The following is a 25,039-nucleotide window of genomic DNA, read 5'->3' as shown; positions in this document are numbered from 1 at the left end:
CTGCGGACGGGTTACGGGACCGGACCGGAAGCGGGGGCGGGAGGGCCGGCGGGAGCCGGAGCGGAAGCGGGCGGGGCCGGTGCGGCGGCCGACGGGGCCAGTGGGGCCAGTGGGGCCGGTGGGGCCGGTGCCGGCGGGGAGGGGGGCACCGCCGTCGGTGGTGGGCCGGGGGCCGGCAGGCCGAGCGGCGCGCGGCGGGTGAGTGCCCCGGCCGACGCCTGGGAGGGCACGCCGCGGACCGTACCGTCGGGGTCGAGGAACGCGGGGCTGCCACCGGGCACCATGCCGAGTTCGCGGGCCCTGCGCTCCAGCGCTCCGGGGGCGGACCGGTCGTCCACGTCCTGCTGGAGCGCCTGTTCCTTGTCGGTCAGCTCGGTGGTCCGCTTCTTGAGTTCGCTCAGCTTGAACGAGCCCTCGTTGAGCGCGGAGTTCAGCAGCAGGAGCGTGATGAGACCGCCGCCGAGCAGCAGCACGACCAGCAGCACGAAGGGGGTCCTGGCCGCCTGGTGGGGACCCGACGGCATCAGCCGCGACAACCGCGCGGCCCGCCCCTTCAGCTGCTTGGCCGGCTTGGTCACAGCACGTCCTCCCGGATGCGCTGCGCCCCGCGCAGCCGCGCCGGGGCGGCGCGGCGGTTCTCCGCGATCTCTTCCTCGGTCGGCAGTTCCGCGCCGCGCGTCAGGAGTTTCAGCCTCGGCTGGTACTGCTCGGGTACGACCGGCAGACCGGGCGGCGCCGTATTGGCGGCCCCCGCTGCGAAGACCTGCTTGACCAGGCGGTCTTCGAGCGAGTGGTACGAGAGGACCGCGATCCGGCCGTCCACGGCGAGCGACTTCACCGCTGCCGGGATCGCCCGCTCCAGCACGGAAAGCTCACCGTTGACCTCGATGCGCAGCGCCTGGAAGGTGCGCTTGGCGGGGTTGCCGCCGGTGCGCTTGGCGGCCTGCGGCAGCGCGTCGCGGATCAGCTCGACGAGCCGGGCGCTGTTGCTGAAGGGCTCCTTCTCGCGCTCGCGCACGATCGCGGAGACGATTCTCTTGGCCTGCTTCTCCTCGCCGTACTGGCGCAGGATCCGCACCAGCTCGCCCGGCGGGTACGTGTTGAGGACCTCGGCGGCGCTGACGCCCGTCGTCTGGTCCATGCGCATGTCGAGGGGGGCGTCGTGGGCGTACGCGAAACCGCGCTCGCGCTCGTCGAGCTGCATGGAGGAGACGCCGAGGTCGAAGAGGATGCCCTGGACCCGGGGGACGGAGAGCCGTTCCAGCACCTCGGGCAGCTCGTCGTAGACCGCGTGCACCAGGGTCGCCCGCTCGCCGAACCGGGCGAGCCGCTCGCCGGAGAGCCGCAGCGCCTCCTTGTCCCGGTCGAGCGCGATGAGCCGCGCCTCGGGGAAGGCGGTGAGCAGGGCCTCGCTGTGTCCGCCGAGACCGAGGGTGCAGTCGACGACCACGGATCCCGGCTTCTGGAGGGCCGGGGCCAACAGGTCCAGGCATCGCTGGAGCATCACCGGGACGTGTCGGGTCTGGCTCATGCGCCCTCTCAGGTACCGGCGCGGTCGTGTACGTACGGCCTGGTCCCCACCCGCTCGAAAGGGGACGGCCTGCCGGCGCCGGGGAAGTGGCGTCGGCCGACCGGCGAGCAGGTGGAGGCCGGGCCGTACGTACGCCGCGCACGCGGGAGTAATTCGGAATGTGCGAGATGTGTCCGTAAAGCAGTAAGGGACGCGTCACGCCACCCACTTCGCGTCACTTTAGTCGACTCGTCCTTCCGGTCAATCAACGGGCCTAGCGCGTTGCGCGGCCTTGTTTTCACTCGTACGGAGGATGCTTCGTGGCGCCTGTGGGTTACCTCACAACAAGCCCTGTTGACGTTCTTTGTCCGTTCTCACAGCGGGCCGGCACCGGCCGCGCCTATTAACGTCTGAGGCATGTCGACTTCCGCGCACCTTCCCGCCGAACCCAACGCCGCGAAGACCGCCGAGGCCCGCTCGGGCGGCACGGTCACCGACCGCCTCGTCGAGGCGAACCGGCAGTACGCCGCGAGCTTCGGCAACCCGGGGATGGACGCCCGGCCCGTGCTGCAGGTCGCCGTGGTCGCCTGCATGGACGCGCGCCTGGACCCGCACGCCGCGCTCGGCCTGGAGCTCGGCGACTGCCACACCATCCGCAACGCCGGCGGCGCGGTCACCGACGACGTGATCCGCTCGCTGACCATCAGCCAGCGCGCGCTCGGTACCCGCAGCGTCATACTCATCCACCACACGGGTTGCGGTCTGGAGAGCCTCACCGAGGACTTCAGGCACGAGCTGGAGGAAGAGGTCGGGCAGCGCCCCCCGTGGGCCGTGGAGGCCTTCCGGGACGTCGACCAGGACGTTCGCCAGTCGATGCAGCGCGTGCGGACATCGCCGTTCCTGCTGCACACCGACGATGTGCGCGGCTTTGTCCTCGATGTGGCCACCGGCCTGCTGCGGGAGATCGACCCCGCGAAGTAGCACCCAAAAAGCGGTGCCCGAGCGGATGAAAACGCGGCAACCCCCGACATAACCCTCCCCGTTATCCACAGGCAAGTGACACGAAGCGGTAACGGCAACAACAATGCGGGTGTGACATCGCGCCGGAACCGTCCGTGCGTGATGTCCGTGTTTCGGGGTGGGCCGCTGCGTCGTCGTGGCGTCGGCCCGTTGAACGGGCTAGGAGGGCCGGGGTGACGACCTATGACGATCGAGCGAGCCTCACAGATCTGACCACCACAGCGGAGCGTGTCCGCAGGTCGGTGGAGGGTGTGATCGAGGGCAAGCCGGAGGTCGTACGGCTTTCGCTGACCGTGCTCCTCGCCGAGGGGCACCTGCTGATCGAAGACGTGCCGGGCGTGGGCAAGACGATGCTCGCCAAGGCGCTCGCCAGATCCATCGACTGCTCGGTCCGGCGTATTCAGTTCACGCCCGACCTGCTGCCTTCGGACATCACCGGCGTGAGCATCTACGACCAGCAGCGACGCGACTTCGAGTTCAAGCCGGGAGCGATCTTCGCCCAGATCGTGATCGGTGACGAGATCAACCGCGCCTCGCCGAAGACCCAGTCCGCGCTGCTGGAGTCGATGGAGGAGCGTCAGGTCACGATCGACGGGCAGACGTACGAGCTGCCGTCGCCCTTCATGGTGGTCGCCACGCAGAACCCGGTGGAGATGGAGGGCACGTACCCGCTGCCCGAGGCCCAGCGCGACCGCTTCATGGCGCGGGTCTCCATCGGCTACCCGAGCGCCGAGGCCGAGCTCCAGATGCTGGACGTGCACGGCGCGGCGTCGCCGCTCGACGACCTCCAGCCGGTGGCGCACGCCCACGAGATCCTGAAACTGATCGACGCGGTCCGCACGGTGCATGTGGCCGACGCGGTACGGCGGTACGCCGTGGAGCTGGTATCGGCCACCCGCGGCCACCCCGACCTGCGGCTCGGCGCCTCGCCGCGTGCCACGCTGCATCTGCTGCGGGCCGCCAAGGCGTCCGCCGCGCTGAGCGGGCGCGACTACGCGCTGCCCGACGACGTACAGGCGCTCGCGGTGGCGGTGCTCGCGCACCGGCTGCTGCCGACGGCCCAAGCCCAGCTGAACCGGCGTACTTCCGAGCAGGTCGTACTGGACATCCTCCGGCGCACCGCCGTACCGACGGCGGAGCGCAGGACGGCTCCGCCCGCCGCTGCCCCGGTGTACGGCGCTCAGCAGCCCGGCGTACGGCGACTGTGATGGCGGCCGGGGGGCCCGCCGCGGGCGCCGCGGGCGACGGTGGCGGGGACAGTGACGACGACAAAGGCGGTCTGCGGGCCGCGATGTCGGGGCTGACCACCCGCGGCCGGTCGTTCCTGGCGGCGGGCGTGGCCGCCGCGGTCTGCGCGTACGTCCTGGGGCAGGGCGACCTGCTGCGGGTCGGGCTGCTGCTCGCCGTGCTGCCGCTGGTCTGCGTGGCCGTGCTGTACCGCACGCGTTACCGGGTCGCGGGCAGCAGGCGGCTGACGCCGTCCCGCGCGGCGACGGGCTCGGAGGCGCGCGTGCATCTGCGGATGGACAACGTCTCGCGGCTGCCCACCGGTCTGCTGATGCTCCAGGACCGGGTGCCGTACGTCCTCGGGCCGCGCCCCCGGTTCGTCCTGGACCGGGTGGAGGCGGGCGGCCGGCGCGAAGTGTCGTACCGGGTCCGCTCGGATCTGCGCGGGCGCTACCCGCTCGGCCCGCTCCAGCTGCGCCTGACGGACCCCTTCGGCATGTGCGAGCTGACCCGCTCCTTCAGCGCGTACGACACCCTGACCGTGATCCCGCGCGTCGAGGCACTGCCCGCCGTGCGGATGACCGGCGAGGCGTCGGGGTACGGCGACGGGCGCAACCGCTCGCTCGCGCTGGCCGGCGAGGACGACGTGATCCCGCGCGGCTACCGGCACGGCGACGACCTGCGCCGCGTGCACTGGCGCTCCACCGCGCGCTACGGCGAGCTGATGGTGCGCCGCGAGGAGCAGCCGCAGCGCGCCAGGTGCACGGTGCTGCTCGACACCCGGCGGGTCGCGTACCAGGGGGCGGGTCCCGACTCGGCCTTCGAGTGGGCGGTGTCGGGGGCGGCTTCCGCGCTGGTGCACATGCTCGAACGGGGCTTCTCGGTACGGCTGTTGACGGACACCGGGAACTCGGTGCCCGGTGAGGGCTCGGGCGGCTTCGCCGGGGCCACCCAGGAGACGGCCGACTCCGCCGGACTGATGATGGACACGCTCGCCGTGGTCGGGCACTCGGACAGCGCGGGGCTCTCCGCGTCGTACGACGTGCTGCGCGGCGGCAACGAAGGGCTCCTCGTCGCCTTCTTCGGCGACCTCGACGAGGATCAGGCGGCCGTGGCGGCGCGTATGCGGCAACGCAGCGGGGCCGCCGTCGCCTTCGTACTGGACAGCGAGACCTGGACGCTGGGGAAGGCGCCCGGGCAGGGCCTGGCCGTGGACGCGGCGGGCCTCATGGCGCGCGTGCCGGCCGCGGCCGAGGAACGGGTCCGGCCGCTGCGCGAGGCGGGATGGACGGTGCTGACCGTGCCGCCCGGTATGCCGCTCGCCGACCTGTGGCGGATGGCCGAACGACAGCGCACCGGCTCGGGAGTCTCGCCCGCCGGCGGCGCGGCAGGCACAACGGGGGGTTGGTCATGAGCGGTCGCGGACGGCTGGCGCTGTGCGCCACGGCGGCCACGCTGATGGCGGCGGGTGCCCTGCTGCCGCTGGTCGGCAAGACGTCCTGGTTCCTGACGGCCGCACTGCTGGTGGTGATCCAGGCGGGGGTCGGAGCGCTCGCCCGGCGGGTGCCGCTGGCCCGGGCGCTGACCGTGGCGGTCCAGGCCCTGGTGGCGCTGGTGATGCTGACCGTGGTGTTCGCCAGGGAGTCGGCGATCGGCGGGGTGCTGCCGGGGCCCGAGGCGTTCCAGGAGTTCGCGCGGTTGCTGACGACGGGAGCCAAGGAGGTCGGGCGGTACGCCATCCCGGCGCCGGCGACCGAGGGCATCAGGCTGATGCTGGTCGGCGGTGTGCTGCTGATCGGCCTGGCGGTGGACGCGATCGCGGTGACGTTCCGCAGCGCCGCCCCGGCCGGGCTGCCGCTGCTCGCGCTCTACTCCGTGGCCGCGGGGCTTTCGCCCGGCGGCGCGAGCTGGCTGTGGTTCCTGCTGGCGGCCTCCGGCTACCTGCTGCTTCTGCTGGCCGAGGGCCGGGACCGGCTCTCCCAGTGGGGCCGCGTCTTCGGCGGAGCGCCACGCGCCGGTGGGCGTACGGCGGCCGCCGGGTTCGAGACGGCGGGCGGCTCGGCGCTGGCCCCCGTCCGTACGGGCCGGCGCATCGGCGTACTCGCGCTGGGCATCGCCCTTGTCGTCCCCGCCTCGCTGCCCGCCCTGGACGGCGGGCTGCTCAGCGGCACACGCGCCGGGGGCGGCGGTGGCTCCGGCGGCGGCACCATTTCCGCGGTCAATCCGCTGGTGTCGCTCCAGAACAGCCTCAACCAGCCCGAGGACCGCGAGGTGCTGCGGTACCGCACGAACACGGACAGCACGGAGGATCTCTATCTGCGGATCGTCGCGCTGGACCAGTTCGACGGCGCCGCCTGGAAGTCGTCCGAGCGCCGGATCGAGGACGTACCGAACCGGTTGCCGCGCCCGCAGGGGCTCGGCCCGGGCGTCCGTACGACCGAGATCAACTCCAGCGTCTCGGCCGCCGGCTGGTACGCGCAGAGCTATCTGCCGCTCCCCTACCCGGCGACGCAGGTGGACATCGGCGGCCGCTGGCGTTACGAACCGGCCGGCCGCACCCTCGTCGGCGACCGGGGCCAGACCACCCAGGGTGTGCGCTACACGGCCGGCAGCCTGATAGTGCAGCCGACCGCCGAGCAGCTGGCCGCGGCCACCACGCCGCCGGCCCGTCTGCTGCGCGAGTACACCAAGGTCCCCGGTTCGCTGCCCGAGGTGGTCGGGTCGACCGCGCGCCGGATCACCAAGGATGCCTCGAACGACTACGAGCGGGCTGTCGCGCTCCAGGACTGGTTCGCCTCGGAGGGTGGCTTCACGTACGACACGCAGGTGCGGTCGGGCAGCGGTACGGCCGCGATCACCCGCTTCCTCAGGGACAAGGAGGGCTTCTGCGTCCACTTCTCGTTCTCGATGGCCGCGATGGCGAGGACGCTCGGGATCCCGGCGCGGGTGGCGGTGGGCTTCACGCCCGGCGCCGCGCAGCCCGACGGCACCATGTCGGTCGGTCTGCGCGATGCGCACGCCTGGCCCGAGCTGTACTTCGAGGGCGTGGGGTGGACGCGGTTCGAGCCCACGCCGACCCGTGGCTCGGTGCCGGACTACACCCGCGACCAGACACCGTCCGACAGCGCGTCCGGCCCCGCGCAGGCGCAGCCGAGCACGTCGGACGCACCGTCGGCGGCGCCCAGTGTCACGGACAGCTGCCCGCCGCAGATGCGGAGGCAGGGTGAGTGCGGCACCGCCGCGCAACAGGGCGGGGCCGGGCCCACCGACACGGGGTTCCCGCTCGGTACGGTGCTGTGGGTGACGCTGGGCGTGATGCTCGTGGTGCTGTTGCTTCTCCTGCCGCTGCTCTGGCGGATCCGGGTCCGTGCGCGGCGGCTGGGCTCCAGGGGGCTCGGGCCCACGGGGCAGGCCGCTCTTCCGCTCGCTGCCGAGGAGAGTTCCGGGGGCCGCACGCCGGCAGGCGGGGCTGCCCTCACGCTCGCCGGCCGGCCGGCGTCGGGGGGCCGCACGCCTGCGGACCTGGCTGCCCGTACGCTCGCCGGATGGCGTGAGATCACCGACTCGGCGTGGGACTACGGCATCGCGCCGGACGAGTCGCAGACGCCGCGCAAGGCCGCCGCGCGGGTCGTGCGCCTCGGCGGGCTCGAAGGGGCGCCGGCGGAGGCGGTGCACCGGGCGGCGGGCGCCGTGGAGCAGGTGCTCTACGCCCCGCGGCCGGCCGTCTCGGGCAGCCTGGCCGACGAGGCGCGGCTGGTACGGGCGGGTCTGCGGGCCGCGGCGGGGCGGGGCGCGCGTCTGCGGGCGGTTCTCGCACCGCGCTCGGCTGTCCGGGTGGTCTGGGCCCTGTCGGCGCGCTGGGCCGCCGTGACGAACCGGTGGGGTGCGAGCCGCTGGAACTGGGAGCGGTGGGCGGACTCCCTGCGACGCCGTCCGTCCCGGCAGCGCGGCTGACGGACGGGGCACGGAGACCGGGCACGGAGACAGGCACGGGAGACGGGGCGACACCAGAAACGGAGTGAGGGGTGACCGCGTGGAAGCGGTCACCCCTCACTCCGCAAGCAAGTGTTGGATGCGATCGACCAGTGTCCGGTCAGGCCGGTGTCCGGTCAGCGAGCGCGGGCCGGTGTCAGTGTCCTTGGCCCTCGTCGCGGCGGCGCTGCCACCGCTGCTCGATACGGTCCATGACCGACCGTCGCTGCCGGGGCCGGCTGCGAGCAGCCGCACCGCCGGTACCGGTACCGGTACCGGGAGCTGGTTGCTCACCCGGCTTCGGGGCCTTGCGCCAGCCGGTGACCGCGAGCACCGCGCAGCCGAGCATCACAAGGAAGCCCACCACGCTGACCCAGATCTGCTGTGCGACCATTCCGGCCATGAGGAGCGCGATACCCACCAGAAAGCCTGCGACTGCCTGGTAAACCCGTCGCCGGGTGTACGTACGCAGCCCGCTTCCCTCAAGCGCTGTCGCGAACTTGGGATCTTCGGCGTACAGCGCTCGCTCCATCTGCTCGAGCATTCGCTGCTCGTGCTCCGAGAGCGGCACGGGAGTCCTCCTACTCGTCGGTCGCGGGGGGCGACCGTTTGCGGCCCTTTCAGAATAGGCAGGGAATCGCCCCCGTGAAACCCGCCCTCTACGCCAATTCACAATCCGGGCCGCCATGCCGTCTCGGTTGCCTGAGGTGTCCATTCCCCATTGGCCGATCCGCCATGCGCACGGTGTGCTCCGATCATACGGGGCAAGGCGGCCGATCGGGGGGCCTGTGGCGGACTCCATGTGCCACTGCGTTGCTGATCAGCCGCATTTCGCGCCCCGTGGGACGGGTTCCTCAGCGCTCGCCGGGCTCCCGCTTCTCGCCCAGGACGTGCAGCTGGGTCGCGACGGAGTGGAAGGCGGGCAGCTCGGCCGCCGCGGCCTCCAGCCTGAGCAGGGCGTCGAGGGCGCCCGGCTCGGTGTCCACCAGGGCGCCGGGTACGAGGTCGGCGAAGACCCGTACGCCGTGGACGGCGCCGACCTCGACGCCGGCCTTGCCGACGAGTTCGGTGAGCTGATCGGCGGTGAAGCGCCGCGGCACCGGGTCACCCTCGCCCCAGCGGCCCGCCGGGTCGGTGAGGGCCTGCCTGGCCTCGGTGAAGTGCCCGGCGAGGGCCCTGGCCAGGACCGCGCCGCCGAGGCCCGCGGCGAGCAGGCTGAGGGTGCCGGAGGGGCGCAGGGCGTCGACGGCGTTGCGCACGCCCTCGGCCGGGTCGTCGACGTACTCGAGGACGCCGTGGCACAGGACTGCGTCGTAGCCGCCGCGCTCGACCACGTCGAAGAGGCCGTGGATGTCGCCCTGCACGCCGCGCACACGGTCGGCGACGCCTGCCTCGGCGGCCCGGCGCTCCAGCGCGAACAGGGCGTTGGGGCTGGGGTCGACGACGGTGACGCGGTGGCCGAGACGGGCGACGGGCACCGCGAAGTTGCCCGTGCCACCGCCGGTGTCGAGAACGTCCAGGGCGTCGCTCCCTGCCGCCTTGACCTTGCGGTCCAGGGCGTCCCTGAGGACCTCCCAGACCACGGCGGTACGGAGGGAGGCGCGGGGGCGCATCGGGTCCGACACGGCAGTTGACTCCTCGGCGCGGTGCCGCCGCGGACGGCGGGGCGGTGAACGGTGCGGGCGATGAACGCCCTTCCCACCCTATTGCCTCCGCGAACCGGTCCTGTCATCCCGCGTCCGAGCGGTCCGTACCCGCGATCCGGGGCTGGGGCAGCACCGGATCGAGTACGAGCAGCCGCTCGACCAGGCGCAGGAACATCGCGGCGTCGCGCAGCAGGTCGTCGGCGTCCCGGGTGCTCGCCGCTCCCTGTATGCCCGCCTCGGCGAGCGCCCGGCGACGGGCGCCCGAGGCGAACAGGACGCTCCACTCGGTCAGTTCCGGCGCGATCTCCGGGAGGACCTCCCAGGCGCTGCGGATCCGCCGGCGGCGGGACGCGGTGGCCTCCGGCCGGCCCCGGGCCGCGAGGACGGCGGCGGCGGTCCGCAGGGCGGCGAGGTGGGCCGTGGCGTACCGCTCGTTCGGCACTTCGAGGTCCGCGGCCTCGTCAAGGCCGCTGCGGGCCTGGGCGAGCAGGTCGAGGGCTGCGGGCGGCGCACCCGCCTTGCGCAGCACCGGGTGGACGTCTGAGGACGTACGAGCCATGACGAACCTCCTTCGTCGCGTGACGGCTCCGTAGCCGTATGTGTCCATCGTGAAGGCCACCACTGACAATCGCGCTGACCTGGCCTTTTGCTTCGATCGCAGGTTCGGGTTAGCTTTTGCACTGACTGGTCAGTTTAAAAAGGGGAGGCTCGTGGACAGCCCGAGCAGCACGCACGGAGCAGCTGTTACCGCGGAAGGTTTCGGACTGAAGGGCCCGCGCGGGTGGGCGTTCCGCGGCGTGAGCGTCGCGGCGGAGCCCGGCACGCTCATCACGGTCGAGGGTCCGTCCGGCTCCGGGCGGACCTGTCTCCTGCTCGCCCTCACCGGCCGCATGCGCGCCACCGAGGGCCACGCGGAGATCGGCGGCCTGCGCCTGCCGAAGAAGATGGCCGCCGTACGCGCCATGAGCGCACTCGGGCCCGTCACCGGCGTCAGTGAGCTCGACCCGGCCTTCACGGTCGCCGAGCACCTGCGGGAGCGCGCGCTCCTGCAGCGCCGCTTCGACGGCTCGCTGCGCGCGCTGCTGCGGCCCCGCGCCGAGCGCGCGGCCGCAGCGCGGGCCAGGATCGACACCGCGCTCGACGCCGTCGGCCTGGACCTGGACACGCTACCCAAGGGGGCGCGTACGTCCGTACGGGATCTGGAACGGCTTGAGGCGCTTCGCCTGTCCGTCGGACTGGCCCTGATGGGCGAGCCCCGGCTGCTCGCCGTGGACGACCTGGACCTCAAGCTCTCCGACGCCGAACGCGTACTCGCCTGGGAGCTGCTGCGTTCCGTCGCGCGAGCGGGGACGACCGTCGTCGCGGTGTGCAGCGAAGCGCCGGACGACGCGCTGCGGATCACCACCGGGACCGACGGCACCACCGGAACCGACGGCAGCGACGGCAGCGACGGCACCGACGGCTCAGACACCGAAACCGAGACCGAGATCACCGAAGAGGGGGCGGACGATGCGATCGCCGAAGCTGGCCGCGCTTGAGCTGAAGCGGTTCGGCAGGGGGAGGCTGCCGCGCGCCGCGCTCGTGGCGCTGCTGCTGCTCCCGCTGCTGTACGGGGCGCTGTACCTGTGCTCCTTCTGGGACCCGTACAGCAGGCTCGACCGGATACCCGTCGCACTCGTCAACGACGACAAGGGCGCCACCGCCGGCGGCAAGAAGATCGCCGCCGGTGACGAGATCACCGGGAAGCTCCTCGACAGCAAGGTCTTCGAGTGGCACCAGGTGAGCGACGACGAGGCCCGCAGGGGCGTCGAGGACGGCGCGTACTACCTGTCACTCACCATGCCGGAGGACTTCAGCGAGCGGATCGCGTCCAGCTCGGGAGACGCTCCCGAGACCAGCGCCCTCCAGGTGCGTACGAACGACGCCAACAACTACATCGTCGGACAGATCTCGCGAACGGTCTTCTCCGAGGTGCGGACGGCCGCTTCGAAGGACGCCTCCCGTTCGTTCCTCGACAAGATCTTCATCTCCTTCTCCGACATCCATGACTCCACGCAGAAGGCGGCCAAGGGCGCCGACGACATCAAGGGCGGGATCGGAAAGGCGAAGAAGGGCTCCAGCGACCTCAAGGGGGGCCTCAACAAGGCCAAGGCCGGCTCGAAGCAGCTCGCCGACGGGCTGAAGGACGCCAAGAAGGGCAGCGGAGAACTGTCCGGCGGCCTGAAGACGCTGCACACGAAGTCGGGTGAGCTGAAGACCGGCGCGCAGAAGGTCGCGGACGGCACGCAGAGGCTCGCCGACAAGGTCAACGGCGTCGCCGGATCGGTCAGCCCGTACCTCAAGGACAACGGCAAGACGATCGGGGACACGGCGAAGCTCGTCGCCGACAGCACCCGGATCGTCCGTGACAACCTCGGCACGCTCGTGAAGACCGCGCCCGTCGCCGCCGAGGGTTCGCGCGTGGCCGCCGACGAGCTGCACAGCGTCTACGAGGCGCGCTGTGTGAACCAGCCGCTCGACGACCCCGCCTGCCCGCAGCTGAAGAAGGCCGACAAGGCCGCGGCGGACGCGGCTCTCATCGCCGCGGACGTCAACAATCTCGTCAAGAACCAGCGCGGTGACCTGAACCGGCTCGACAAGGACCTGGCCAGGCTCCAGGAGGAGGCGCGCAAGCTCTCGGCGCGCGCTCCCCACCTGGACGAAGACCTCGACTCCGCCGTCAGCCAGGTCAACGCGCTCAACAGTGGCGCCAAGAAGGTCGCGCAAGGAGCCGCCAGGCTCACTACCGGCCTGGGCTCCGCGAAGGCCGGTGCGGTCAGCCTCGACAGCGGCATCGGCAGGCTGAACACCGGCGCCACCGACCTCGACAACGGGCTGGGCAGGCTGCAGTCGGGCGCCGGAGAGCTGAACGGCGGCCTGATCAAGCTCGCCGACGGCTCCGGTGAACTCGCCAGCGGCCTGCACAAGGGCGTCGGCCGGATCCCGGACTACGACAAGAAGAACCGCGACGAGCGCACCGAGGTGATGGCCGATCCGGTCCAGCTCGCCGCCCAGTCGATGCACAAGGCGCCCAACTACGGCACCGGCTTCGCGCCGTACTTCATCCCGCTGTCCCTGTGGGTCGGCGCGATGGTGGCGTACATGCTGATCCAGCCGCTCAACCGCCGCGCCCTCGCGGCCGGGGCCTCGGCCTGGCGGATCGCCCTCGCCGGCTGGCTGCCGGTGGCGGCGCTCGGGGTGCTGCAAGTGGCCGCGCTCATGTCCGTACTGCACTGGGGCCTCGGCCTGCAGATGGAACGTGCCGCGGGAACGGTCGGTTTCCTGGTGCTGGTGACGGGCTGCTTCTCGGCGATCGTGCAGTGGCTGAACGCACGCTTCGGCGCCGCGGGCCGCATCCTGGTCCTCGCCCTGCTGATGCTCCAGCTGACCTCGGCGGGCGGCACGTACCCCGTACAGACCAGTCCGGGCTTCTTCAACGCCATCCACCCGTTCCTGCCGATGAGTTACGTCGTGGAGGGCCTGCGCCGGCTGATCACCGGAGGCGGTCTGGAGCCGGTGTGGACGGGAAGCGCGGTGCTCCTGGCCTTCACCGCGGGGGCGCTGGCGCTGACGGCTGTCTCCGCCCGGCGCAAGCAGGTCTGGACGCTCGACCGTCTGCACCCGGAGCTCAGCCTGTGAGAATCATGTCCATGGACAGCAGCAGCACGCGCCGCCAGGTCACCCGGCAGAAGCTCTACGAGGCGGCCGTCACCCTCATCGCGGAGCAGGGTTTCTCCTCGACGACGGTGGACGAGATCGCCGAGCGCGCCGGGGTCGCCAAGGGCACGGTCTACTACAACTTCAAGAGCAAGACCGAGCTCTTCGAGGAGCTGCTGCGGCACGGAGTCGGACTGCTCACCGCATCCCTTCAGGCCGCGGCCGACGAGACGGCTGAGCGCGGAGGCACCAAGGTGGAGGCCCTCGACGCGATGATCAGGGCCGGTCTCGGCTTCATCGACCGCTATCCGGCCTTCACCCAGCTGTACGTCGCGGAGCTGTGGCGCACCAACAGGGCCTGGCAGTCGACCCTCCTGGTGGTGCGGCAGGAGGCTGTCGCCGTCGTCGAGACGGTGCTGCGCGAGGGCGTCGAGAACGGCGAGCTCAGCAAGGAGATCGACATTCCGCTGACGGCGGCCGCCCTGGTCGGCATGGTGCTGGTGGCGGCGCTCGACTGGCAGGCGTTCCAGCGGGAGCGGACGATCGACGACGTGCACTCCGCGCTGTCTCTGCTGCTGCACGGCCGGGTGAGCGGCCGCCGCTAGGGAAACGCGGGCACAGCGAAAACGCCGGTCCGGCGAGGCTCGATCCCCCCGAGCCCCGCCGGACCGGCGTCTTTTTGTGCTCCCCCGTGGGCCCCCCGCGGGTCCCCCGACCCCCGTAACACCCCCGCTGCGGCAGGGGAGCCGCGCCGCTCCGCCGCCCCGTGTCGGCGGTGCGGGCGCCGCGCCCCTTCCGTGGTCCCCACTCTTCCGTCTGCGCAGGTGAGAGCCCATCCGCGCAGCTACTCATCTCCGGTACTAGGTACGGATACTCACGCCTGTGTGCGCAACCCCAGCCGCGCCGGACGGGACTGGTGACGAGCGCGTCCGCGCCCGTACTCCCCCTGCCGCGGCCGGGCTGTCAGTGGCGGCGGCTAAAGTCCCTGGCATGGCACGGATTGTGGTGATCGGCTCCGGGATGGGTGCGATGGCGTCCGCCGCCCGGCTGGCCGTCGCGGGCCACCGCGTGGCGGTGTACGAGCGCGCGGCGACGTACGGCGGCGCGCTGGGCAGGTTCGAGCGGGACGGCTTCGTCTTCGACACGGGGCCGGGCCTGCTGCACCTGCCCGCCGTGTACCGGGACCTGTTCGCCAAGACCGGCAAGGAATCCCTTGAGCAGTGCGTCGGGCTCGCCCCGGTGGACCCGGCGAGCCGCCACCTCTTCGCCGACGGTACGGATATCTCGCTGCCCAACGCCTCGCGCGCCGGAGTCGTTTCCGCGCTGGACGCGGCACTCGGCGCGGGGTCCGGTGAGCGCTGGGGCGAATTCCTGAACCGGGCCCGCGACGCGTGGGACCGGACCAGACGGCCGCTGCTCGAAGAACCCCTGCGCCCGGCCTGGCAGGTGCTCGACCGTGACCCGTACCCCTCGGTGCCCCGGCGCAGGATGCTGCGGCGCGACCGCCGGGCGGCCACGGTCGCGGAGATCGGCGCGTGGGAGCTGGCGGACCCCAGGCTGGCCGCCCTGCTGGACAGTTACGCCCTGGCGTACGGACTCGATCCGCGCACCGCGCCCGCGGCCGCCGCCGTCCTGCCGTACATGGAGCAGACCTTCGGCAGCTGGTACGTGCGCGGCGGGATGCGGGAGCTGGCGCGGGCGCTGTACGAACGGTGCCTGGCCCGGAAGGTCGAGTTCGCCTTCGGCGCCGAGGTCGTCGCGGTCACGGAGAAGGACGGCCGCGCGGCGGGCGTGGAGCTGGCCGACGGCACGGTCGCCGAAGCCGACTCGGTGGTCTTCGGGGGCGACCCCCGTCTGCTCGGCGGTATGACACCCGGGCGCGAGGTGTGGGCCTCGGGTGACGTCGTCCCGGGACCTGTGCCCCCGAGCCGGCTCACCGTGTTCCTCGCGCTGCACGGCGGCCGCCGGGACGGCACCGCTCACCGGACGGTGGTCCACTCCCCCGACGCCGGTGCGGAGGCGTCGGCGGCTTTCGCCGGCGAGCACGCCGAGCGCCCCACCGTCACGGTGCTGCGGCCCGACGACCCGCTGACCCGCCCGGACGACGCGCACGAGGCCGTCACGCTCACGGCGACCGTCGCCCCGCAGGGGCCCGTCGACTGGACGGACGAAGTACTGGTCGCCCGGTACGCCGACAAGGTGGCCGAGGCCGCCCTCGCGGCCGTGCCGGACCTGCGGGAGCGCCTGCTGTGGCGCGAGGTCCGCACCCCGGCCGACACGGCGGAGGCGACCGGCGCACCGGGGGGTTCCGTGCCGGCGCCCTCGCTGGCGGGCGCCGGAGGCCGTCTGCTGCACCCGGGCAACAGCACGCGGCTGCCCGGCCTCCTGCTGGCCGGAGGCTGGGCGCATCCGGGCGGCGGACTGGCGCACGCCGGAATGTCGGGTGCTCTCGTCGCGGGGCTCGTCGTCGAGGGAGAGGGCTTCCGGGGCTCGCAGTAGGGGCGCAGGAGGGCTGGGGCTGGAGCGCTGGGGCTGGAGGGTTACGGGCCCGTCAGGTCAGGTTCAGTAGCGGTACTGCTCGTTGTAGCCGGTGGTGTCGTAGCCGTTCTGGTACGGCTCCTGGGGCGGCTGCTCGGTGCCGACGAAGGGCTGCTCGCCGTCGCGCTGCTGCGGGACCCACACACCGCCGGGCGGTGTCTCGTTGCCGTACTGCTGGGCTCCGTAGTCCTGACCGCCGTACTCCTGCGTGCCGTACTGCTGCGTGCCATACTCCTGCGTGCCATACGGCTGGGTGCCGATGTACGGGTCCGAGTAGGCGGCGTACTGCTGCTGGCCGGGCGAGTAGTCGTACTGGCCGGTGTACGTCTCCTGGTTCGGCTGCTGGTCGTAGCCGGAGTAGGTGTCGTACGTGTCGTAGCCGGCGCCGAACACGTCACTCTGGGGCTGCTGCTGACCGGCCGCGTACGCCGCCGCGTCGTACACGCCGTACTGCCCGGTCTCGTCCGGCAGCGGCTGCGTCGCCGCGAACACCGGCTCCGGTGGGGCCACCGGCTCGTACTCGAGGTCCGACACCTCCAGCGTCGGCTCCTGCTCGACGGGCCGCGCACCGCGCTTGCGGCGGCGGCTCTCACCCGGCTTGCCGCCGATCGCCCAGCCGGTCGAGAAGCCGCGGCGGAACGACAGCGTGACGTACGTCTGGCCGACCGCGAAGGCGACAGCGCCGCCCGCGATCACGATCACGGACGGCATCAGCACACCGAGGACCACACCCATGAAGCCGGCGAAGGCCAGCAGCCGCCACCTCAGCCGCGCCTTGTACTGCAACAGCACTTCGCCGAGCAGCCACAGTGCGACAACTCCGAACGCGATGTAGAGGACCGCCCAGCCCATGCCCGCCCCTCTCCTACGGCCGCCGCCGTGAAGGGTGGCGGGTACGGCCGGTCAGGACTGCTCGTGCAGTCCGAGATTCTCGTAGATCTCAAGCGTCGCCGTGGAGTTGTTGAGCGTGATGAAGTGCAATCCGGGTACTCCCTCGGAGAGCAGCCTCGCGCAGAACTCCGTGGCGAACTCGATCCCAATGGAGCGTACAGCCGCCGGATCGTCCTTGACGGCGAGGATCCGCTCTTTCACGGCGGGCGGGAAGTGCGCGTTGCTGAGCTGGGGCAGCCTGGCGAGCTGTTTGACACCCGTCACCGGCATCACTTCGGGGATGATCGGCGTCTCACAGCCGGCGGCCGCGACCCGGTCGCGCAGCCGCAGGTAGCTCTCCGGCTCGAAGAACATCTGCGTGATCGCGTAGTCGGCGCCGGCGCGGCACTTGTCCACGAAGTGCGCGATGTCGGTGTCCCAGTCGGTCGAGCGCGGGTGCATCTCGGGGAAGGCCGCGACGCCCACGCAGAAGTCGCCGGACTCCTTGATGAGCCGGACCAGGTCGGCGGCGTACCGCACACCCTCCGGGTGCTCCACCCACTCGCCCATCGGATCGCCGGGCGGGTCTCCGCGCACGGCGAGGATGTTCCGGATCCCGGCGTCCGCGTACTGGCCGATCATGTTGCGCAGTTCGGCGACGGAGTGGTCCACGGCCGTGAGGTGCGCGACGGGGGTGAGCGTGGAGTCGGAGGCGATCTGCTCGGTGGCCCCGACGGTGCCGGCCCGGGTGGATCCGCCTGCCCCGTACGTCACGGAGACGAAGCTGGGGGCCACTGCCTCGACCCGGCGCAGCGCGTTCCAGAGGTTCCGCTCACCCTTTTCGGTCCTGGGCGCGAAGAACTCGAACGAGTACGAGGTTTTGCCGGTCGCGAGCAGATCACGCACGGTGAGTGCGTGATCCGTCCTGGTCGAAGCGGTGCCAAGGGCCATACCCGCAGATTAACCAGGGCTCAGCGAGGACCCGCACTGGAGCGGGTAATTTGTCCATATTGCCGGGTTATTGTCCACCCATCGGACAATCCGTGGACGGTCGTTGACGGTTATCCGGCGTACGCCCTGACCCGCTTCGCCAGCGCCGCCGCGGCGGCGGCCGGGTCGTCGGCCTCGGTGATCGCGCGGACGACCACGACCCTGCGGGCGCCCGCGTCCAGCACCTCGTCGAGATTGCCCGCGTCGATGCCGCCGATCGCGAACCACGGCCGGTCCTGGCGCAGCCCGGCGGCGTACCGGACGAGGCCGAGGCCCGGGGCGTACCGGCCGGGCTTGGTGGGGGTGGGCCAGCAGGGCCCCGTGCAGAAGTAGTCCACGCCGGGCTCGGCCACGGCGGCGTCGACCTCGGACTCGCCGTGCGTGGAGCGGCCGACGAGGATGCCGGCGCCGAGGATCGCCCGAGCGGCCGGGACGGGCAGGTCGCCCTGTCCCAGGTGCAGCACACCCGCGCCGCTCGCGTGGGCCACGTCGGCGCGGTCGTTCACGGCGAGCAGCTTGCCGTGCCTGCGGCAGGCGTCGTCGAAGACCCGGAGGTGCTCCAGCTCCTCGCCGGCCTCCATGCCCTTGTCGCGCAGCTGCACGATGTCCACGCCGGAGGACAGGACGGCGTCCAGGAACTCGGGGAGGTCGCCCTGTCGCTTGCGCGCGTCCGTGCACAGGTACAGCCGGGCATCGGCGAGCCGCTCGCGCGCGGCGGCGCCGTCCGTGGACGCGTGCGTGGACGTGGACGCGGACGTGGGCATGGCGGTGTCCCCCCGTTGGTGGGCGGTGTGCGGGCCGGCGATGGCCCGCACACCGCGTGCGGTTGTGTCGGCTGAGGTCAGACGGCCAGCGCCTGGGCGCGCCGCTTCACCTCCGTGCCGCGATTCTCACTCAACGCCTGCGCGGGGGTTCCCGGCAGGGTCGGGTCGGGAGTGAAGAGCCACTCGAGCATCTCTTCGTCGGAGAAGCCGTCGTCCCTCAGGAGCGTCAGGGTCCCTGCGAGACCCTTGACCACCTTGTCGCCGTCGATGAAGGCGGCAGGCACCTGAAGCACCCTGTTCTCTCCGCGGCGTACGGCGATCAGCTGGCCTTCCTTGACCAGCTGCCGGACGCGCGTCACCTCGACATCGAGCTTTTCCGCGATGTCGGGGAGGTTGAGCCAGGCGGGGACGAGAGCATCGATCTTTGCGTCAATCTCGGTCACGGGACAAGCGTGCCATCTTGGACTGACAGCCGGTAGTCGGGGCCTGCCGTCCGGGTCCCGGTGACCGCCTAAAGGGTGGCCGACTTGAGCGGTACGGACGGATCGGCGGCCCGGTCGGGGTCCAGCCGGGCACCCGACGCGATGAGCCTGCGGCCCTGCGCGAGGTCGCGCGGCCTGGCCACGGTGAGGAGCGCGACGAGCGCCCCCTCGCTGCTCAGCCAGCACACCGACCAGGCGGCGCCGGCCGGGTCGCCGCGCCACACCGTCGTGTCCGCGCCGGTGTGGTGGCCCGCGTACTGCACGAAGCGGCCGAACTGCTCGGACCAGAAGTACGGGACCGGGTCGTAGTCCTGCGGTGTCTCGCCGATGATGTTCGCCGCGACGGCGCGCGGTCCCTGGAGCGCGTTGTCCCAGTGGTGGACGAGCAGGCGTTCGCCGTAGCGGGCGGAGGGGAAGGAGGCGCAGTCCCCGACGGCGTACACGTCGGGCCGGGAGGTGCGCAGGCGGGCGTCGGCGGTGACGGAGCCGTCGGGGCCGAGGGCGATGCCGGAGCCGGCGAGCCAGGCCGTCGCGGGCCTGGCGCCGATGCCGACGACCACCGCGCCGGCCGCGAGCCGCCGTCCGTCGGCGAGGACGACAGTGCCGGGCTCGATCCGCGCGACGGGCGCGCCGGTGAGCAGTTCGGCGCCGCTCTCGGCGTACCAGGCGGCCATGGGGGCGGCGACCTCGGCGGGCATGGTGCCCGCGAGCGGCCGGTCCGCCGCCTCGACGACGGTCACCGCGCAGCCCGCCTCGCGGGCGGCCGTGGCGAACTCCGCCCCGATCCAGCCGGCCCCGACGACCACGATGTCGCGCTTCCGGTCGAGCACCGGCCGCAGCCGGGCCGCGTCGTCGAGGGTGCGCAGGAGATGGACCCCCTGAACGCCCTCGCTGCCGGGCAGCGTGATGGGCAGCGCACCGGTGGCGGCGACCAGCACGTCGTACGGAACGGGGCCCGAGGGGGTGTCGATCTCGTGCGCCGCAGGGCGCGCGCCCGTCACTTCGCGCCCCAGGTGGAGTTCGATGCCGAGCGCCTCGAAATCGACGTCGAAGGCCGACCCCTCGGCCGTGCCGAGCAGCACCGCCTTGGACAGGGGCGGCCTGTCGTACGGCTGATGCGGCTCGGCGCCGATCAGCGTGACGGAGCCGGTCCAGTCCTGCTCGCGCAGGGCCACGGCGGTCTGCACGCCGGCCATTCCCGCGCCGACGATGACGACGCGCCGCTCTGCCTGCCTCTGGTCACTCACCCGGTCACTGTAGGACGGCACGTCCCGCCGCTCTCAAGGCCACGAAGGGGAGATCTCTGACACACCGTCACAGGAACGCCGCCGGCAGCTCCTCGACGACGCTCGTCCCACTGCCTTCCTGGGACTCCCACGCCCACGTCTCCTCCAGCCGCACGCGCCCGTCGGGGAGGCCGACGACGGTGGACGTGCAGTGGCCCGACGAGGTGGTGCCGTCGTGCTTGAGCTGGACGTAACGGAAGTCGAGCGCGTCGCCCTCGCGCGTGCCGACGAGGTGGCCGCGTACGACGTCGCCGCCCGCGTACTCGGCCCAGATCCGGCCGTCGTCCTCGTGATACGTGAACCGGGTCCGGGTCCCCACCTGACCGGGTGCCTGGTCGGCGACCGGAGAGAGGACGAGTCCGTCGAGCGAGCGGGCCACAGCGATTGCTCCCTTACAGCGCGTTGGGGCCGGGCGTTAGGGTGGCCACCGTACTGCTGCGGCCCGGGGAAAGATCACCGGGCTCCCAGCAGGACATACCACTCGCGGGAGTCCGGGCGTACCGGGCTGAGAGGGAGGCTGGGCGGCCTCCGACCGTACGAACCTGATCCGGGTCATGCCGGCGAAGGGAGGGGCTGGACGCCCATGTCGCGTACATCAGACGTCCTCGTTGTCGGGGGCGGAATCATCGGCCTGGTCACGGCGTGGCGGGCCGCGCAGCGGGGTTTGCGCGTCGCTGTCGCCGATCCGGAGCCGGGCGGCGGTGCAGCGCGGGTCGCGGCCGGAATGCTCGCCGCCGTCACCGAGCTGCACTACGGCGAGCAGACGCTGCTCGGCCTCAATCTCGCGTCCGCCGAGCGCTACCCGGCGTTCGTCGCCGAGCTGGAAGCGGCGAGCGGGCAGGGCACCGGCTACCGCGCCTGCGGCACACTCGCCGTCGCGCTCGACACGGACGACCGCGCCCACCTGCGCGAACTCCACGCCCTCCAGCGCCGCTCCGGCCTGGAGTCGGAGTGGCTCACGGGGCGCGAATGCCGCCGTCTTGAGCCGATGCTCGCGCCGGGCGTGCGCGGGGGTCTGCGCGTGGACGGGGACCACCAGGTCGACCCGAGGCGGCTGGCCGCTGCCCTGCTGGCGGCCTGCGAGCGGGCCGGGGTGGTCTGGCACCGTGACTGGGCCGAACGGCTCTCAGTGGTACGGGGACGGGCCTCCGGGGCCGTACTGGCGGACGGGACGGAGCTCGCGGCAGGCCAGGTGGTGCTGGCGGCGGGAAGCCTCAGTGGCAGGCTCGGCGGCGTACCGGAAGAGGTGCTGCCGCCGGTACGGCCGGTGAAGGGCCAGGTGCTGCGGCTGGCCGTGCCGCCCGCGTACGCGCCATTCCTGAGCCGGACGGTGCGTGCGGTGGTGCGGGGCAGCCACGTGTATCTCGTGCCGCGCGAGAACGGCGAGCTGGTCGTCGGCGCGACCAGCGAGGAACTCGGCTGGGACACGACGGTCACGGCGGGCGGCGTGTACGAGCTGCTGCGCGACGCGCACGAGCTGGTGCCCGGGATCACCGAACTGCCGCTGACGGAGACCCGCGCGGGGCTGCGCCCCGGCTCCCCCGACAACGCGCCGCTGCTCGGGCCGACCGCACTGCCGGGGCTTCATCTGGCCACTGGGCACTACCGCAACGGGGTGCTGCTCACGCCGGTCACGGGCGATGCGATGGCTGACGTGCTGGCCGGCGGGGAGCTGCCGGAAGAGGCGCGTCCGTTCAGCCCACTGCGTTTCGCGCCGACCCCTGCGTCGTCACCCGCTTCCCCCACCTCCCCCACCTCTCCCGTCTCCTCCACCTCCCCCGTCTCCGTACCGCAGGAGCAGCCCGTATGACCATCTCCGTGAACGGCGAGACTCGCGAGGTCGTCGCCGGTACGACGCTGGGCGCACTCGTCGCGACCCTCACGCGGGCCCCTTCGGGGGTCGCCGCCGCCCTCAACGAAACCGTCGTACCGCGCGGTCAGTGGGATTCCACCGCGCTCGGCGACGGCGACCGCATCGAAGTCCTCACCGCAGTCCAGGGAGGCTGAGCCATGGCCGACGACCTTCTGACCATCGGCGACGCCACGTTCTCGTCGCGCCTGATCATGGGAACGGGCGGTGCGCCGAGCCTCGACGTACTGGAACGTTCACTGGTCGCGTCCGGGACCGAACTGACGACTGTCGCGATGCGGCGGCTGGATCCGAGCGTCCAGGGGTCGGTGCTCTCCGTTCTGGAGAAGCTCGGCATCCGGGTGCTGCCGAACACAGCGGGGTGCTTCACGGCGGGCGAGGCCGTGCTGACCGCGCGCCTCGCGCGGGAGGCGCTGGGTACGGACTGGGTGAAGCTCGAGGTCGTCGCCGACGAGCGGACGCTGCTGCCCGATCCGATCGAGCTGCTGGACGCGGCGGAGACGCTGGTGGACGACGGCTTCACTGTGCTGCCGTACACGAACGACGATCCGGTGCTCGCGCGGAAGCTGGAGGATGTGGGGTGCGCGGCGATCATGCCGCTGGGGTCGCCGATCGGATCCGGTCTTGGCATCCGTAACCCGCACAACTTCCAGCTGATCGTCGAGCACGCGCGCGTGCCGGTCGTTCTGGACGCGGGTGCGGGCACGGCGTCGGACGCGACGCTGGCGATGGAGCTGGGGTGCGCGGCGGTGATGCTGGCGTCGGCGGTGACGCGGGCGCAGGAACCGGTGCTGATGGCTGAGGCGATGCGGCACGGGGTGGAGGCGGGGCGGCTGGCGTACCGGGCCGGGCGGATTCCCCGGCGGCACTTCGCCGAGGCGTCTTCGCCTGCGGCGGGCCGCGCGGCCCTGGACCCGGAACGCCCGGCGTTCTGAAACTGGGGCTCCGCCCCAGACCCCGGTCCTCAAACGCCGGAGGGGCTGGATGGTGCCGCTGAACGGGCAAATCCAGCCCGTCCGGCGTTTGAGGACACGCCCGTAGGGCGTCCGGGGGTCTGGGGGCTTGCCCCCGGTTCGGGAAGGGGCGGGGTGGGGAACAGGCCCGCCACAGGCGCCCCCGTACGCGCCTCCGCCCCGCTGTCACAGCTCCGCTGCAATGCCGCCCCACCAAACCCGCACCCGCAAGAGGTGTCAGCGGCGGCTCGTAGACTCACCCCGTGGATACGACCCTTCAGGACCCGCTCGTCGGGCACGTGCTCGACGGCCGCTACCGCGTCGATGCGCGCATCGCCGTCGGCGGCATGGCCACGGTCTACCGGGCCGTCGACACCCGCCTCGACCGCGTGCTCGCCCTCAAGGTGATGCACCCCGCCCTCGCCGATGACGCCTCCTTCGTGGACCGGTTCATCCGGGAGGCCAAGTCGGTGGCCCGGCTCGCGCACCCGAATGTGGTCGGCGTCTTCGACCAGGGGACGGACGGGTCGTACGTCTACCTCGCGATGGAGTACGTCGCCGGCTGCACCCTGCGTGACGTACTGCGTGAGCGCGGCGCCCTCCAGCCCCGTGCCGCCCTCGACATCCTGGAGCCCGTGCTCGCCGCGCTCGGCGCGGCACACCGTGCCGGATTCGTGCACCGGGACATGAAGCCCGAGAACGTTCTGATCGGGGACGACGGGCGCGTCAAGGTCGCCGACTTCGGTCTCGTACGGGCCGTCGACACGATCACCAGCACCACCGGCTCCGTCCTCGGCACCGTCTCGTATCTCGCACCCGAGCAGATTGAGCACGGCACCGCCGACACCCGCGCGGACGTCTACGCCTGTGGTGTCGTGCTGTACGAGATGCTGACCGGAGCCAAGCCGCACACCGGCGGCACCGCCGCGCAGGTGCTCTACCAGCACCTGCACGACGACGTGCCCGCCCCGTCCGCCGCCGTGCCCGGGCTCCCCGTCGAGCTGGACGAGCTGGTCGCGGGCGCCACCGCACGCAACCCGGAGATCCGTCCGTACGACGCCGTGGCTCTCCTCGCGCAGGCCCGGGAAGCGCGCGCCGCGCTCAGCGACGAGCAGCTCGACGCGGTGCCTCCGCAGGCCCGCGCGGAGGTGACGCACAACGGCGCCGACGACCGTACGAGCGTCATCCCGCGGGCCATCGGGCAGGGGAACGGCGATGGGGACGGCAGCGGCAACGGCACTGCCGAGCCCCTCCACCGCACCAGTCGCCTCCAGATGCCCCCGCCGCAGCCCGCGCCCCCGAGGCGCGCTTTCGCGCCGAGACGCGGCCTGCTCGCGATCGTCGCCGCCGTCCTGCTCGTCCTCGGTACCGGCGCCGGTGTCTGGTACATCAACTCGGGGCAGTTCACCCGCGTCCCCTCCCTCCTGGGTCAGTCGGAGAAGGAGGCCGCCAAGCGGCTCTCTGCCGCCGGTCTCGACGTGAAGGAGGTGCGGCGCGAGTACAGCGAGACGTACGAACGCGGCACCGTCATGAACAGCGACCCGGCCTCCCGCGCCCGCATCCGCGACAACGGCTCCGTCACGCTGGTCGTCTCGCGCGGCCCGGAGACGGTGAAGGTCCCCGACGTGGAGGGGCTGCCGCTCGCCGAGGCCAAGGGTGAGCTCAAGAAGGCAGGTCTGGCCCCCGGCATCGTCACCAGGGCGTTCAGCGAGGACGTACCACAGGGCTCCGTCGTGAGTACGGACCCGCGCGCCGGCACCGAGCGGCACCCGGACTCCGCGATCGCCATGGTCGTCAGCAAGGGCTCCCCCGTGGAGGTGCCCGACGTGACCGGCGAGAGCGTGGAGGACGCCACGTCGGAGCTGGAGGACGCCGGGTTCACCGTGAAGGTGGCGTCCGGGCGGGTCACCTCGCAGGAGGAGGCCGGGTCCGTCGCCAGGCAGTCCGCGGCCGAGGGTGCGCGGCTCGCCAAGGGCGACACCATCACGCTCACCGTCTCCAAGGGGCCGCGCATGATCCCCGTGCCCGATGTCGTCGGGGAGAAGGTCGAGGACGCGAAGAGCACGCTCAAGGCGGCGGGCTTCGAGGTCGAGGTGGACCGTCCCTTCCTCTCCTTCAGCGACGAGATCGCGAGCCAGTCGGTCAGGGAGGGCGACGAGGCCCCGGAGGGCAGCACGATCACCATCAGGACCAAGGGCGGCCTGTAGGCGAGAGA

23 protein-coding genes and 1 riboswitch are annotated in these 25,039 nt (G+C 72.2%); of the genes, 12 read left to right on the top strand and 11 right to left on the bottom strand.

The genetic code is table 11. The annotated features are described in order from the left end of the window. Window positions 1-11: 11 nt before the first annotated feature. Together J7E91_RS10095 and rsmH are read right to left on the bottom strand one after the other, a co-directional pair. Window positions 12-578 carry a hypothetical protein gene (locus J7E91_RS10095; RefSeq protein WP_214901015.1) on the bottom strand — a complete coding sequence of 189 codons (567 nt, stop codon included), beginning with the start codon at window positions 576-578 and terminating at the stop codon, window positions 12-14. Next, complete coding sequence (gene rsmH / locus J7E91_RS10090; RefSeq protein WP_214901014.1) at window positions 575-1,531, bottom strand: 16S rRNA (cytosine(1402)-N(4))-methyltransferase RsmH; 957 nt, start codon at window positions 1,529-1,531, stop codon at window positions 575-577. The genes J7E91_RS10095 and rsmH overlap by 4 nt, the downstream gene beginning before the upstream one ends. 396 nt (window positions 1,532-1,927) lie before the next feature. Here rsmH and J7E91_RS10085 point away from each other — a divergent pair, with 396 nt between their 5' ends. The 4 genes from J7E91_RS10085 to J7E91_RS10070 all read left to right on the top strand — a co-directional run bounded on the left by J7E91_RS10085 (window position 1,928) and on the right by J7E91_RS10070 (window position 7,711). Further along, window positions 1,928-2,491 carry a carbonic anhydrase gene (locus J7E91_RS10085; protein WP_214901012.1) on the top strand — a complete coding sequence of 188 codons (564 nt, stop codon included), beginning with the start codon at window positions 1,928-1,930 and terminating at the stop codon, window positions 2,489-2,491. Window positions 2,492-2,703: 212 nt separating this feature from the next. After that, window positions 2,704-3,738: a MoxR family ATPase gene (locus J7E91_RS10080; RefSeq protein WP_214901010.1), complete on the top strand. Its 1,035-nt coding sequence runs from the start codon at window positions 2,704-2,706 to the stop codon at window positions 3,736-3,738. Next, complete coding sequence (locus J7E91_RS10075) at window positions 3,738-5,171, top strand: DUF58 domain-containing protein (protein WP_214901008.1); 1,434 nt, start codon at window positions 3,738-3,740, stop codon at window positions 5,169-5,171. The genes J7E91_RS10080 and J7E91_RS10075 overlap by 1 nt, the downstream gene beginning before the upstream one ends. Then, window positions 5,168-7,711 carry a DUF3488 and transglutaminase-like domain-containing protein gene (locus tag J7E91_RS10070; RefSeq protein WP_214901006.1) on the top strand — a complete coding sequence of 848 codons (2,544 nt, stop codon included), beginning with the start codon at window positions 5,168-5,170 and terminating at the stop codon, window positions 7,709-7,711. Before J7E91_RS10075 ends, J7E91_RS10070 begins: the two co-directional genes overlap by 4 nt. A gap of 175 nt (window positions 7,712-7,886) precedes the next feature. Here the strand turns inward: J7E91_RS10070 and J7E91_RS10065 are convergent, their stop codons facing one another. The 3 genes from J7E91_RS10065 to J7E91_RS10055 form a co-directional block, all read right to left on the bottom strand. Next, entirely contained in the window at window positions 7,887-8,300 is a 414-nt protein-coding gene (locus J7E91_RS10065; protein ID WP_214901005.1) for a DUF3040 domain-containing protein, read from the bottom strand. A 283-nt stretch (window positions 8,301-8,583) separates the two neighbouring features. Further along, on the bottom strand, window positions 8,584-9,354 hold the full coding sequence (locus J7E91_RS10060; RefSeq protein ID WP_214901003.1) for a bifunctional 2-polyprenyl-6-hydroxyphenol methylase/3-demethylubiquinol 3-O-methyltransferase UbiG: 771 nt from the start codon (window positions 9,352-9,354) through the stop codon (window positions 8,584-8,586). Window positions 9,355-9,457: 103 nt separating this feature from the next. Further along, window positions 9,458-9,934: an SAV_6107 family HEPN domain-containing protein gene (locus tag J7E91_RS10055; RefSeq protein ID WP_374224660.1), complete on the bottom strand. Its 477-nt coding sequence runs from the start codon at window positions 9,932-9,934 to the stop codon at window positions 9,458-9,460. 151 nt (window positions 9,935-10,085) lie between these two features. Here J7E91_RS10055 and J7E91_RS10050 point away from each other — a divergent pair, with 151 nt between their 5' ends. From J7E91_RS10050 to J7E91_RS10035, 4 genes are all read left to right on the top strand, one after another. Next, window positions 10,086-10,913: an ATP-binding cassette domain-containing protein gene (locus J7E91_RS10050; protein WP_214900999.1), complete on the top strand. Its 828-nt coding sequence runs from the start codon at window positions 10,086-10,088 to the stop codon at window positions 10,911-10,913. Continuing rightward, window positions 10,885-13,053: a YhgE/Pip family protein gene (locus J7E91_RS10045; protein ID WP_214900997.1), complete on the top strand. Its 2,169-nt coding sequence runs from the start codon at window positions 10,885-10,887 to the stop codon at window positions 13,051-13,053. Before J7E91_RS10050 ends, J7E91_RS10045 begins: the two co-directional genes overlap by 29 nt. An 11-nt stretch (window positions 13,054-13,064) precedes the next feature. Beyond that, window positions 13,065-13,676, top strand: coding sequence for a TetR/AcrR family transcriptional regulator (locus J7E91_RS10040; protein WP_214900995.1), 612 nt, complete (start codon window positions 13,065-13,067; stop codon window positions 13,674-13,676). A 385-nt stretch (window positions 13,677-14,061) separates the two neighbouring features. Next, window positions 14,062-15,570: an NAD(P)/FAD-dependent oxidoreductase gene (locus J7E91_RS10035; RefSeq protein WP_214900993.1), complete on the top strand. Its 1,509-nt coding sequence runs from the start codon at window positions 14,062-14,064 to the stop codon at window positions 15,568-15,570. Between the two features lie 63 nt (window positions 15,571-15,633). Here the strand turns inward: J7E91_RS10035 and J7E91_RS10030 are convergent, their stop codons facing one another. The 6 genes from J7E91_RS10030 to J7E91_RS10005 all read right to left on the bottom strand — a co-directional run bounded on the left by J7E91_RS10030 (window position 15,634) and on the right by J7E91_RS10005 (window position 20,380). Then, on the bottom strand, window positions 15,634-16,461 hold the full coding sequence (locus tag J7E91_RS10030) for a hypothetical protein (RefSeq protein WP_214900992.1): 828 nt from the start codon (window positions 16,459-16,461) through the stop codon (window positions 15,634-15,636). Between the two features lie 51 nt (window positions 16,462-16,512). Next, window positions 16,513-17,430, bottom strand: coding sequence for a methylenetetrahydrofolate reductase [NAD(P)H] (metF, locus tag J7E91_RS10025; protein ID WP_214900991.1), 918 nt, complete (start codon window positions 17,428-17,430; stop codon window positions 16,513-16,515). Window positions 17,431-17,540: 110 nt separating this feature from the next. Beyond that, entirely contained in the window at window positions 17,541-18,233 is a 693-nt protein-coding gene (gene thiE, locus J7E91_RS10020; RefSeq protein ID WP_214900990.1) for a thiamine phosphate synthase, read from the bottom strand. A gap of 77 nt (window positions 18,234-18,310) precedes the next feature. After that, a complete protein-coding gene (locus J7E91_RS10015; RefSeq protein WP_028811436.1) occupies window positions 18,311-18,676 on the bottom strand; it encodes an Rv2175c family DNA-binding protein in 366 nt (121 codons plus the stop codon). Window positions 18,677-18,744: 68 nt separating this feature from the next. Continuing rightward, window positions 18,745-19,911 carry an FAD-dependent oxidoreductase gene (locus J7E91_RS10010; protein WP_251015460.1) on the bottom strand — a complete coding sequence of 389 codons (1,167 nt, stop codon included), beginning with the start codon at window positions 19,909-19,911 and terminating at the stop codon, window positions 18,745-18,747. Between the two features lie 118 nt (window positions 19,912-20,029). Then, entirely contained in the window at window positions 20,030-20,380 is a 351-nt protein-coding gene (locus J7E91_RS10005; RefSeq protein WP_214900988.1) for a hypothetical protein, read from the bottom strand. 94 nt (window positions 20,381-20,474) lie between these two features. After that, a riboswitch (TPP riboswitch) is annotated at window positions 20,475-20,587 on the top strand. Here J7E91_RS10005 and thiO point away from each other — a divergent pair. From thiO to pknB, 4 genes are all read left to right on the top strand, one after another. Continuing rightward, the gene (thiO, locus tag J7E91_RS10000) at window positions 20,585-21,811 is read left to right on the top strand and encodes a glycine oxidase ThiO (RefSeq protein ID WP_214900987.1); all 1,227 of its coding nucleotides are present in this window, start codon (window positions 20,585-20,587) and stop codon (window positions 21,809-21,811) included. Its footprint overlaps the riboswitch before it by 3 nt. Then, on the top strand, window positions 21,808-22,008 hold the full coding sequence (gene thiS / locus J7E91_RS09995) for a sulfur carrier protein ThiS (protein ID WP_214900985.1): 201 nt from the start codon (window positions 21,808-21,810) through the stop codon (window positions 22,006-22,008). Before thiO ends, thiS begins: the two co-directional genes overlap by 4 nt. 3 nt (window positions 22,009-22,011) lie before the next feature. Continuing rightward, window positions 22,012-22,806 (top strand): thiazole synthase, encoded by a 795-nt coding sequence (locus J7E91_RS09990; RefSeq protein ID WP_214900983.1) that lies wholly within the window; start codon window positions 22,012-22,014, stop codon window positions 22,804-22,806. 281 nt (window positions 22,807-23,087) lie between these two features. After that, window positions 23,088-25,031: a Stk1 family PASTA domain-containing Ser/Thr kinase gene (gene pknB / locus J7E91_RS09985; protein WP_214900980.1), complete on the top strand. Its 1,944-nt coding sequence runs from the start codon at window positions 23,088-23,090 to the stop codon at window positions 25,029-25,031. The last annotated feature ends 8 nt before the right edge of the window (window positions 25,032-25,039 follow it).

It is taken from the genome of Streptomyces sp. ISL-99 (assembly GCF_018614005.1).
In the GTDB taxonomy this organism is placed as follows: domain Bacteria; phylum Actinomycetota; class Actinomycetes; order Streptomycetales; family Streptomycetaceae; genus Streptomyces; species Streptomyces flavidovirens.
The sequence above is the reverse complement of the archived record's forward strand: the minus strand, read 5'-3'. Positions and strand labels throughout refer to the sequence as shown.